This window comes from Oceaniovalibus guishaninsula JLT2003, assembly GCF_000299575.1.
In the GTDB taxonomy this organism is placed as follows: Bacteria; Pseudomonadota; Alphaproteobacteria; order Rhodobacterales; family Rhodobacteraceae; genus Palleronia; species Palleronia guishaninsula.
On the sequence record NZ_AMGO01000003.1, the window covers coordinates 1 to 10,383 of the forward strand.

Genomic DNA, 10,383 nt, shown 5'->3' on the forward strand with positions numbered 1-10,383 from the left:
CTCACTCACGCGACGGGGCATGATGCCGACCTCTGGGACGCCGTCTCGGACACATCGTCAGATGACCTTGCTGACGCGATAGAGGCAGCCCTTACACGTCGGACGCGGCTTCCCGGCACACAGCGCTTCGTCATGGACAAATCAGAAGAGCTGCAATTGCTGGAGCCCACGATGCGGGCCAAGCAGGAACTCCAGCTGGACATCCTGGCCTCCGAGGCCGCCGTCGAAACGATCCTCGACGTCATTGACGGCATCTACAACGGTTCGCTAGACCCCGGCTCGGACTCCCTGAGAACGATCATCCCTTCACGCCCGGGCCATGCGGAGACGTCCGAAGTGATGGCCGCCGCGGACACCCTGAGGTCGTGGCACACTACTGGCCGCGTGACGGACGGCAAACGACGAAGAGAGGCGCTTGCTGCGCTCGAGGCATTGGATCTCTCTCTGGCGTTCTACCTGCCGCCAGATGATTCCCCACGTGCCACCTGCAGCGCGCCCCCTTCCGATCGCGAGATCGCACAAGGCGGCCATGAAAATCCAATGGCCCACCATCGTCATGTCGTTCTTCTTTTTCAGTTCCCGATTTGACCGCATAATTACTGTGTCAGGAGATCAAGAAAATCGCAGTCCATCCGGTCATGCGATCTATCTGACGGCCCTACGACTTGGCCCGCGTTGATCCGCAGATATCAGCCCACCTCGCAGTCGTAAAAACCGCGATAGCCGACGGTCAGACCTTGATCGAGGGCAAAGACCAGTTCGGCATCGGCGCGCCAGTCGGCGTCATCGCCCAAGGGGCGAAGCGCGACGGCGATGCCGGGGGCCGTGAAGCGCGCGCCGTCGGCGGCATCGGTCATCAGCGGCACAAGCACGCCGTTCAGCTTGACGGCGGCGGTGCCGCTTTCGGGGTCGGCCCACAGGATCGGGTCGGTCTCGGGGCTGCGGTTGAAGGTGCAGGCGGCGTTCGAACCAATCAGGCCGGCGGCCTCTGCCGCCGGCAGCGGCGCAAGATCGAGGGTCGAGATCAGCGTGTTCGCCAGGGCATCCTCGACCGTGCCCGGCTCGGCAGGGGGGTCGCGATAGACACTGTCTACCAGATTTCCGCCGGTGATGTCGGCGATGAGATAGCGCATCTCGGCAATTTCGCGCCGTTGGGCGGCGATAATCTCGTCGGCCAGTTTGCGCACGCGAGGATCGCGGATCTGCGCCCGTTCCGAAGTCATGATGGCGATAGAATGATGCGGGATCATCGCCCGCATGTAACTTGGCCCCGAAACCGTGACCTGACTGCGCACCAGCCAGAGCGACAGCGCAAAGACGACAACCGACCCCGCGAAGATGGCCAGGTTCAACCGCTTGTCGGAATACATGCCCAGCATGAAGGCCAGCATGACGACCGCCATCGTCGCGCCCATCATGATCGCCATGTAGGTGCGCGTCTCGGAGAAGAAGACATGCTCCCAGGCATAGGTGTTGAGATACATCAGGACGAACATCACCACGGTCGAGGTGAGGATCATCAGGCCGAAGCGGATATAGGACATTCTGGTCGCCTTGTTGGTGGTCCGGGCATGCCCGCGGTGCCATCCATCGTCGCAGACCGCCGGCGCGTGTCGGTTCCAACGGCACGGCATGGCCGGGGTTCCCGGTCAGCTGGCAGGGACGAGCACGGCCGGACGGATCGACCGAACCCGACGGCGTCGAGGCGGTCCATCGCGCATGAAATGGGGGAAGGTGGCAGCCCGTAGGGGAATCGAACCCCTCTTTCCAGGTTGAAAACCTGGCGTCCTAACCGATAGACGAACGGGCCACTGGCGGCAGGGAATAGGCAAAGCGGCGGGGGGGTGCAAGCCAATTTTCAGGCGTTGGCGGGCGATTTTTCATCGTCGCCGGTCAGGCGGGGGCCGCGTCCTCCAGCTGCAATTGCGGGCGGCTGCGGCCCTGCCAGTGATTGAGGTCGAGCCGCCCGGCCAGATGGAAGCGTGCGCCCGCATGACCCATCAACGCCGCACCCATCGGACCCGACGCCGCGCCGAAGGCGATCCCGTCGAGCCGCAGGTTGTCGTCGCCCGCCAGCGCGATCTTCAGGTGCCCGTCGCCCACGGTGCGGCAATCGACAATCCGGCAATCGGCAAAGGCGAACCGCGGGGCAGGGGCGCCCATGCCGAACGGCCCGGCCCGTTCCAGATGCGCGATCAACTCGGGCGTGGCGGCGCGGGGATGCAGCAATCCGCCCAGCGTCAGCGCCCGCGTCTCGCCCTGCGCGGCGCCCTGGCGATCCAGCAGCGCCGCCAGCCGGTCCATCGCCGCCTCGATCCGGTCGGCCTCTACCGTCAGGCCCGCCGCCATCCGGTGTCCGCCGCCCTTCAGCAGCAGCCCCTCGGCCGCGAGCCGGTGGATCGCGGCCCCCAGATCGATCCCGGCGATCGACCGGCCCGATCCCTTGCCGATCCCGTCATTCAGGCCGATCGCTACCGCCGGTCGGCCCGTCGCTTCCTTGAGACGGGCGGCGACGATCCCGACGACGCCCGGATGCCATCCCTCGCCGGCGGCCCAGACCAAGGGGCCGTCCGTGCCGCGCGTCTCGATCTGCGCCAGCGCGGCGGCGCGCACCTGTTCCTCGATCGCGCGCCGCTCGGTATTCAGCGCATCCAGTTTCGCCGCCAGCGCCGCGGCCTCGTGCGGATCGTCGGTGGCCAACAGCCGCGCGCCCAGATCGGCCTGCCCGATCCGTCCGCCCGCGTTGACGCGAGGGCCCAGCAGGAACCCCAGATGATACGCCCGCGGCGCGCGGTCCATCCGCCCGACATCGGCCAGCGCCGTCAGGCCGGGGCGGTCGCGCCGCGCCATCACCTGCAACCCCTGCCGCACGAAGGCGCGGTTGACCCCGACCAGCGGCGCGACATCGGCAACCGTCGCCAGCGCCACCATGTCCAGCATCGCCAGCAGGTCCGGCCCCTGCCGGCCCCGCTCGCGCAGGCGCCGGTTCGTCTCGACCAGCAGCAGGAACACCACGGCGGCGGCGCAAAGATGGCCCAGATCGCCGGATTCGTCCTGCCGGTTCGGGTTCACCACGGCGACGCATTCCGGCAGCGTCTCGCCCCCCAGATGATGGTCCAGCACGATCACGTCGGCGCCGCGCGCAGCGGCGATGGGGCCGTGCGACAGCGTTCCGCAATCGACGCAGACGATCAGATCGTGATCGCGCGCAAGCGTCGCCATCGCGGCCTCGTTAGGCCCATACCCTTCGTCGATGCGGTCGGGAATATAGAGCGTCGCGCGGTGGCCCATCTGCCGCAGCCAAGTCAGCAGCAGGGCCGAGGAGGCCGCACCGTCGACGTCGTAATCCCCGAAGACCGCGATGCGTTCGCGCCGTTCCAGGGCCGACAGCAGACGTGCAGCCGCCGCATCCATGTCGCGCAGCGACAGCGGATCGGGCAGCAGGTCGCGCAGGGCAGGGGCCAGATGCGCCTCGGCATCCTCGGGGGCGATGCCGCGCGCGGCCAGGATACGGGCCACCGGGTCGGGCAGGCCGGTGCGCTGGATCATCGCCTCGGACAGCCGGTCGTTCTCGGCCGTCGGGCCGATCCAACGGCGCCCCGTCAGCGAGGTTTCGACGCCCAGAAAGGCGGTGGCGGAATGGTCGCGGGGCAAGGCGGCACTCGGTCTGGCGGCATGTGGGGCGATGCCCCGATCCTAGCCGCCCCGCCGGTCAGGGGATAGCCCGCGCGGCGCTATTTCACCGGATTGCGATAGATCATCCGCCGCACCGATCCGGTCTTGGACCGCATCAGGATCGTCTCGGTGGTCAGATAGCCAGGCTCGCGCCTGATCCCCGGCAGGATCGACCCGTCGGTCACGCCGGTCGCCGCGAAGATGACGTCGCCCGTCACCATGTCGTCGCGGGTATAGACGCGGTCGAGGTTGGTGATCCCCGCCTTCTTCGCGCGGCCCTTCTCGTCGTCGTTGCGGAAGATCAGCCGTCCGAAAATCTGCCCGCCCATGCATTTCAGTGCGGCGGCGGCCAGAACGCCCTCGGGAGCGCCGCCCGATCCCATATACATGTCGATGCCGGTCTTTTCCGATTCGGCGCAATGGATGATGCCCGCCACGTCGCCGTCGGTGATCAGCCGGATCGCGGCACCCGTGGTGCGGATTTCGGCGATCATGTCCTCGTGGCGGGGGCGTTCCAGCACGCAGACGGTGATGTCGTGGGTGCTGACGCCCTTGGCCGCGGCCAGCGCGCTGACCCGCTCGGACGGCGACATGTCCATCGTCACCACGCCGGTCCTGAACCCCGGACCGACGGCCAGCTTGTCCATATAGACATCGGGCGCATGCAGCATCGACCCGCGCGGCCCCATGGCGATCACCGTAAGCGCGTTGGGCATGTCCTTGGCGGTCAGCGTCGTGCCTTCCAGCGGATCCAGCGCGATGTCCACGGCGGGGCCGTTCTGCGTGCCGACCTCCTCGCCGATGAACAGCATCGGCGCCTCGTCGCGCTCGCCCTCGCCGATGACGACGACACCGGCGATGTCCAGCTTGTTCAACTGGTCGCGCATGGCGTTGACGGCGGCCTGGTCGGCGGCTTTCTCGTCGCCGCGCCCGACCCAGCCGGCGCTGGCGATGGCCGCGGCTTCGCTGACGCGGGCCAGGCCGAGCGATAGCATGCGGTCGTTGAAATCGGGTGTGGCGGCCATGATCTGTCCTTCGGGCTGATGGCCGGACGGGCGCCGGCGATGCTGCGCTGGGTCTAGCGCGCGGGCCGCGCCACGCACAAGGTTGTTACCGGAAACGGGCCGTCCGATGGGCGCGGATCAGTCGCCGACCTCCTCGATCCGCAGGGCTATGGGCGTGCCGACCAGAACGGCGGTCCGGTCCATTCGGGCGATGGCCTCGTCGAGGCTGGCGCGCATCGCGCGATGCGTGACGACCAGCACCGGCGCGGTGGGGCCGGGGTGATCGTATTGCCGCATCCTGTCGATCGAGATGCCCGCCTCGCCCAGACAGGCGGCGATGCGGGCCAAGGCGCCCGGCTTGTCCAGCAGTTCCATCCGCAGATAGAAGGGCGCGGGCGCGGTCGCCCCGGCGGGCTTCGCCGTGGCCAGCGAACGGGCGGGCTGGCCGAAGGTGCTGACGCGGTTGCCGCGCGCGATGTCCATTACGTCCGACAGCACGGCGCTGGCGGTCGGTCCTTCGCCCGCCCCCGCGCCGCGCAGCACGATCGGTCCCGACGCGTCGCCTTCCAGCACACACATGTTGGTGGCCCCCTGCAACTGCCCCAGCGGCGATGTCGCGGGCACGAGGCAGGGCGACATGCGCTGTTCCAGTCCCCGCCCGGTCATCCGGGCGACACCCAGCAGCTTGATGCGATAGCCCAGATCGGCGGCGCGGTGGATGTCGTCGATGCTGATCCGCTCGATTCCTTCCAGCGCGACGCTGGGGAAATCGGGCCGGGTGCCGAAGGCGATGGCGGCCAGCAGCGCCAGCTTGTGGCCCGCGTCGATGCCGCCCACGTCCAGCGCCGGATCCGCCTCGAGATAGCCCAGATCGGCGGCTTCGTCGAACACCGCCTCATAGGGCAGGCCCTCGGACTGCATCCGCGTCAGGATATAGTTGCAGGTGCCGTTCATGACGCCCATCACGCGGGTGATGGCGTTGCCGGCCAACCCTTCGGTCAGCGCCTTGACGACAGGGATGCCGCCCGCGACCGCCGCCTCGAACCGCAGGACGCGGCCCGCATCCTCGGCCGCCTCGGCCAGCGCCTGTCCGTGATGGGCCAGAAGCGCCTTGTTGGCCGTCACCACGTCCTTGCCGGCGGCGATGGCGGCCTCTACCGCCGCCTTGGCCGGGCCGTCGTCGCCGCCCACCAGCTCGACCAGAACGTCCACGTCGCCGCGCCGCGCCAGGGCCGATGCGTCGTCCTCCCATGCGTAGTCACCCAGGCGCATGCCCCTGTCGCGGGTGCGGTCGCGGGCGCAGACGGCGGTGATGACGACGGGCCGTCCGGCACGGGCGGCCAGCAGATCGCCGTGCCGCTGCACGATCTGCACGACGCCCCGCCCCACGGTTCCCAGACCGGCAATCCCGAGGCGGAGGGGTGAGGATGTCATCGGCGCGGTCCTTTGGGCTGGCAGGTCGCGGCCCGCTTAGCCCGCCCGCGGCCCGAGTTCCAGATCCGCCCGCGTCAGCGCAGCCCCGCGCAGAACCGTGCGATGCGCCCGCATGCCTCGGTCAGCACCGCATCCGATGTCGCATAGCTGACGCGGAAATTCGGCGACATGCCGAAGGCCGCGCCGAAGACGACGGCCACGCCTTCCTCGTCCAGCAGGGCGGTGGCGAATGCCTCGTCGCTGTCGATCAGGGTGCCCCCGGCGCTGGTCCGCCCGATGCAGCCCGCGATGGACGGATAGACATAGAACGCGCCGTCCGGCACTGGACAGACGACCCCGTCGCAGGCGTTCAGCGCCGCCACCACCAGATCGCGCCGCCGCTGGAAGACCGCGCACCAGTCGCGCAGGAAGTCCTGCGGCCCGTTCAGCGCCTCGACCGCCGCCCATTGGCTGATCGAACAGGGGTTCGACGTGCTTTGCGACTGGATCTTGCGCATCGCCGCGATCAGGCGTTCGGGCCCCGCCGCATAGCCGATCCGCCAGCCGGTCATCGCATAGGCCTTGCTGACCCCGTTGCAGGTCAGCGTCCGGTCCGTGAGTCCCGGTTCCACCTCTGCGGGCGTGCAGAACGTGAAACCGTCGAAGGCCAGATGCTCGTACATGTCGTCGGTCATCACCCAGACATGCGGATGCCGCATCAGTACGTCGGTCAGCGCGCGCAGCCTGTCGCGGTCGTATCCCGCGCCGGTGGGGTTGCTGGGCGAGTTGAAGATCAGCCACTTGGTGCGCGGCGTGATCGCCGCCTCGAGTTGCTCGGGCGTCATGCGAAAGCCGGTCTCGATCCCGCACGGCACCGTCACCGGCGTGCCGCCCGCCAGCAGCACCATGTCGGGATAGCTGACCCAATAGGGGGCGGGAACGATCACCTCGTCGCCGGGATCCAGCGTCGCCATCAGCGCGTTGAACAGGATCTGCTTGCCGCCCGTCCCGACGCTGACCTGCGCGGGCGCGTATTCCAGCCCGTTGTCGCGCGCGAACTTGTCGCAGATCGCGCGCTTCAATTCGGGGATGCCGTCGACGGCGGTATAGCGGGTATGCCCCTCGGCCATCGCGCGCGCGGCCGCGTCGCGGATATGCTGCGGCGTGTCGAAATCGGGCTCGCCCGCGCCAAGGCCGATGACATCGCGGCCAGCGGCGCGCAGCTCGGCCGCCCTTTGCGTGACGGCGATGGTCGGCGACGGTTTCACGCGGTCCAGCTTTGCGGACAGAAAGGCCATCGCCGTCTCCCGTGGCATGTCGTTGCGGTCCGTCCTAGGGTCTGGTCCCGACGCAATCAAGGGAAGCGGTCGATGACAGAACATTCCGACGCCGAAATCCGGCTCCGGCGGCTGCGCATGCGCTCGTGGCATCGGGGCACCAAGGAAATGGACATCGTGCTGGGCCATTATGCCGACGAAAGGCTTGCCATTATGGACGATGCCGACCTGGCCCTTTACGACGCCCTGCTGGACGAGAACGATCAGGATCTTTACCGCTGGGTCAGCGGACAGGCGGCCGCCCCCGACCGTTTCGCCGGTCTAGTGGGACGGATCGCGGATCATGCGCTTGCCCGTCTCCGGCCTGCGGAAACGGGGCGAACTTGACACTATCTTAGGATATTTCGGGTCAATCTGCGTCCAGGATCAGAAACCGAGGACACGATGACCGTTCACGAAAGAATGCCCGCCCGGCAGGAACGCGGCTTCATGGCCGAATATCTCGACACGCTGTCGCTGGTCGAACGCCTGCACCGCCTGCTGCTCGATGTCGTCAAGGACGAGTTCGAGCGTGTGGGCGTTCTGGAAATCAACCCGGTGCAGGCGCTGCTGCTGTTCAACGTCGGCGAAAACGAAGTGACCGCGGGCGAGCTGAAGTCGCGCGGCTACTACCAGGGCTCGAATGTCAGCTATAACCTGAAAAAGCTGGTCGATATGGACTATATGCACCACCAGCGATGCGAAATCGACCGCCGCGCCGTGCGCGTCCGCTTGACGGCCAAGGGGCGTGCCGTCGCCGATGCCGTGCGCGCGCTTTTCGCGCGCCATGCCGACGGGCTTCAGTCGCGCGACGTTCTGGGCGCGGATCGGATCGAACAGATCAACGTCACGCTGAAGCGCGTGGAACGCTACTGGACCGACCAGATCCGCTATATCTACTAACCCCGCCTTGCGCGGGGCGGTGCCTTACCAGTGGCCGGTATTTTCCATACTGGCCCAGGGTTCGGCCGGCTCTTTCGGATCGCCGCGCTGCAACAGTTCGATCGACACGTTGTCGGGCGAACGGACGAAGGCCATGTGCCCGTCGCGCGGCGGTCGGTTGATGGTCACGCCGTTGTCCATCAGGTGCTGACAGATCTCGTAGATGTCATCGACCCGATAGGCGAGGTGCCCGAAATGGCGGCTGTCCGACGGCAGCCCTTCGTCCCCGTCCCAGTTATAGGTCAGTTCCACCGCCGCATTCTTTTGTCCGGGCGGCGCCATGAAGACCAGCGTGAAGCGGCCCTTCTCGTTCTCCATCCGGCGCGTCTCGGTCAGGCCCAGCAGCTCGAAGAAAGCCTTCGTCCGCTCCAGATCCTTCACGCGCACCATCGTGTGCAGATATTGAATTCCCATTCCGGTCTCCCTTCGATGGGCGCAACCTAGCATTGCCGCGCCACTTGTGAACAGCGCCGCCGCCGCTAGGATGCGCCCCTCGCAGCAACCGGGAATCGCCATGTCCGTCACCGCCGATCAGCAGGCCCAGATCGACGCCGCCCGTGGATCGCCCCGCCAGACCCTGCGCGCCGTCAGCGACGGGATCGAGCAGCATCTCTACCGCGTGCATCCGGTGCTGGATCACGGATTCGTCCGGGTGATCGACTATATGGGCGACGATTCGGCGATCTGTCAGGCCGCCCGCGTCAGCTATGGGCGCGGCACGCGGTCGGTCCAGAACGACGAGGGGCTGATCCGCTATCTGATGCGGCACTGGCATTCCACCCCGTTCGAGATGTGCGAGATCAAGCTGCATGTGAAGCTGCCGGTCTTCGTCGCGCGCCAATGGATCCGCCACCGCACCGCTAACGTGAACGAATATTCCGCGCGCTACTCGATCCTCGACCGCGAATTCTATGTGCCCGACCCCTCGGCGCTGGCGGCGCAAAGCACGACGAACAACCAGGGGCGCGGCGCCGTGCTGGAAGGCGACCGGGCGCAGCGCGTGCTGGACATCCTGCGTCAGGACGCCGACCGTGCCTATGACCATTACGAAGAGATGCTGGACGAAAACGGCCTCAACCTGGCGCGGGAACTGGCGCGGATGAACCTGCCGGCCAGCATCTATACCCAATGGTACTGGAAGACCGACCTGCACAACCTGTTCCATTTCCTGCGGTTGCGCGCCGATCCTCATGCGCAGATGGAAATTCGCGCCTATGCCGACAGCGTCTGCGCCATCGTCGCCGACTGGGTGCCGGCCGCCTGGTCCGCGTTTCGGGATTACCGCCTGGGCGGCACGACCCTGTCGGCGCGCGGCATGGACTGCCTGCACCGCATGCTGCGCGGCGAAGGGGTCACGCAGGAAACCAGCGGGATGAGCGCCGGCGAATGGCGCGAATTCAGCGCCGTCTGGATGAAGGACACCGCATGACCCACCTGACGATCTACGGCCTGCCGACCTGCGACACCTGCAAGAAGGCGCGCCGCGCGTTGCAGGATGCGGGCTACGATGTCGGCTTCCGCGACGTGCGCGCCGACCCGCTGTCCGATGCCGAATGGGCGCCGCTTCTGGCTGAATTCGGGGATCGCCTGGTCAACCGGCAATCGACCACCTATCGCGGGTTTTCAGACTGGATGAAGGCCAGCGAGGCGGACGCCCAACTGCGCGAACACCCCGCCGTCATGAAGCGTCCGGTGATCGCCCGAGACGGCAGGCTCTGGCTGGGTTGGGACGAGGACGTGCAGCGCGATCTTCTCTAGCCCCGCACGCCGGTCTTCGCATCTGCGGATCGCGGCCCCGGCGGGGGCCGCCATCCTGTTACAGCGCCTGAAGATCGCCCGCGGATTCGCGGCCGTCCCGGCCCGAGATCAGCTCATAGCGGACCTTCTGGTTGTCGGCGAGGCCGGTCATCCCCGCGCGTTCGACCGCCGAGATGTGGACGAAGATGTCCTTGCCCCCGTCATCGGGCGCGATGAAGCCATAGCCTTTGGTCGTGTTGAACCACTTAACAGTGCCGGTCGGCATTACCGGGTCT

General features: G+C 67.3%; 11 protein-coding genes, 1 tRNA gene and 1 pseudogene. 5 read left to right on the top strand and 8 right to left on the bottom strand.

Going from position 1 to position 10,383, the window contains the following annotated elements:
• Nucleotides 1-588: pseudogene (locus OCGS_RS00625) on the top strand (hypothetical protein); the annotation flags it as partial.
• 101 nt (nt 589-689) lie between these two features.
• Here OCGS_RS00625 and OCGS_RS00630 read toward each other — a convergent pair.
• The 6 genes from OCGS_RS00630 to OCGS_RS00655 form a co-directional block, all read right to left on the bottom strand.
• A complete protein-coding gene (locus OCGS_RS00630; protein WP_007425276.1) occupies nt 690-1,544 on the bottom strand; it encodes a DUF305 domain-containing protein in 855 nt (284 codons plus the stop codon).
• A gap of 191 nt (nt 1,545-1,735) precedes the next feature.
• A tRNA-Glu gene (locus OCGS_RS00635) sits at nt 1,736-1,810 on the bottom strand.
• Nucleotides 1,811-1,893: 83 nt separating this feature from the next.
• Nucleotides 1,894-3,654 (bottom strand): single-stranded-DNA-specific exonuclease RecJ, encoded by a 1,761-nt coding sequence (recJ, locus tag OCGS_RS00640; RefSeq protein WP_007425277.1) that lies wholly within the window; start codon nt 3,652-3,654, stop codon nt 1,894-1,896.
• A gap of 80 nt (nt 3,655-3,734) precedes the next feature.
• A complete protein-coding gene (gene glpX / locus OCGS_RS00645) occupies nt 3,735-4,700 on the bottom strand; it encodes a class II fructose-bisphosphatase (protein ID WP_007425278.1) in 966 nt (321 codons plus the stop codon).
• Nucleotides 4,701-4,817: 117 nt separating this feature from the next.
• Entirely contained in the window at nt 4,818-6,113 is a 1,296-nt protein-coding gene (locus OCGS_RS00650) for a homoserine dehydrogenase (RefSeq protein ID WP_007425279.1), read from the bottom strand.
• Between the two features lie 74 nt (nt 6,114-6,187).
• Complete coding sequence (locus OCGS_RS00655; RefSeq protein ID WP_007425280.1) at nt 6,188-7,390, bottom strand: pyridoxal phosphate-dependent aminotransferase; 1,203 nt, start codon at nt 7,388-7,390, stop codon at nt 6,188-6,190.
• A 72-nt stretch (nt 7,391-7,462) separates the two neighbouring features.
• Between OCGS_RS00655 and OCGS_RS00660 the strand changes: the two genes are divergently transcribed.
• Nucleotides 7,463-7,756, top strand: a complete 294-nt coding sequence (locus OCGS_RS00660; RefSeq protein ID WP_007425281.1) for a succinate dehydrogenase assembly factor 2 — start codon at nt 7,463-7,465, stop codon at nt 7,754-7,756.
• 57 nt (nt 7,757-7,813) lie between these two features.
• Entirely contained in the window at nt 7,814-8,311 is a 498-nt protein-coding gene (locus OCGS_RS00665; RefSeq protein WP_007425282.1) for a MarR family winged helix-turn-helix transcriptional regulator, read from the top strand.
• Between the two features lie 24 nt (nt 8,312-8,335).
• Here the strand turns inward: OCGS_RS00665 and OCGS_RS00670 are convergent, their stop codons facing one another.
• Nucleotides 8,336-8,764, bottom strand: coding sequence for a VOC family protein (locus OCGS_RS00670; protein ID WP_007425283.1), 429 nt, complete (start codon nt 8,762-8,764; stop codon nt 8,336-8,338).
• Between the two features lie 100 nt (nt 8,765-8,864).
• Between OCGS_RS00670 and thyX the strand changes: the two genes are divergently transcribed.
• Nucleotides 8,865-9,779: an FAD-dependent thymidylate synthase gene (gene thyX / locus OCGS_RS00675; RefSeq protein WP_007425284.1), complete on the top strand. Its 915-nt coding sequence runs from the start codon at nt 8,865-8,867 to the stop codon at nt 9,777-9,779.
• Entirely contained in the window at nt 9,776-10,108 is a 333-nt protein-coding gene (locus OCGS_RS00680; protein WP_007425285.1) for an arsenate reductase family protein, read from the top strand. Before thyX ends, OCGS_RS00680 begins: the two co-directional genes overlap by 4 nt.
• A gap of 58 nt (nt 10,109-10,166) precedes the next feature.
• Here OCGS_RS00680 and OCGS_RS00685 read toward each other — a convergent pair whose 3' ends face one another.
• Entirely contained in the window at nt 10,167-10,373 is a 207-nt protein-coding gene (locus OCGS_RS00685) for a cold-shock protein (protein ID WP_007425286.1), read from the bottom strand.
• Nucleotides 10,374-10,383 lie beyond the last annotated feature (10 nt).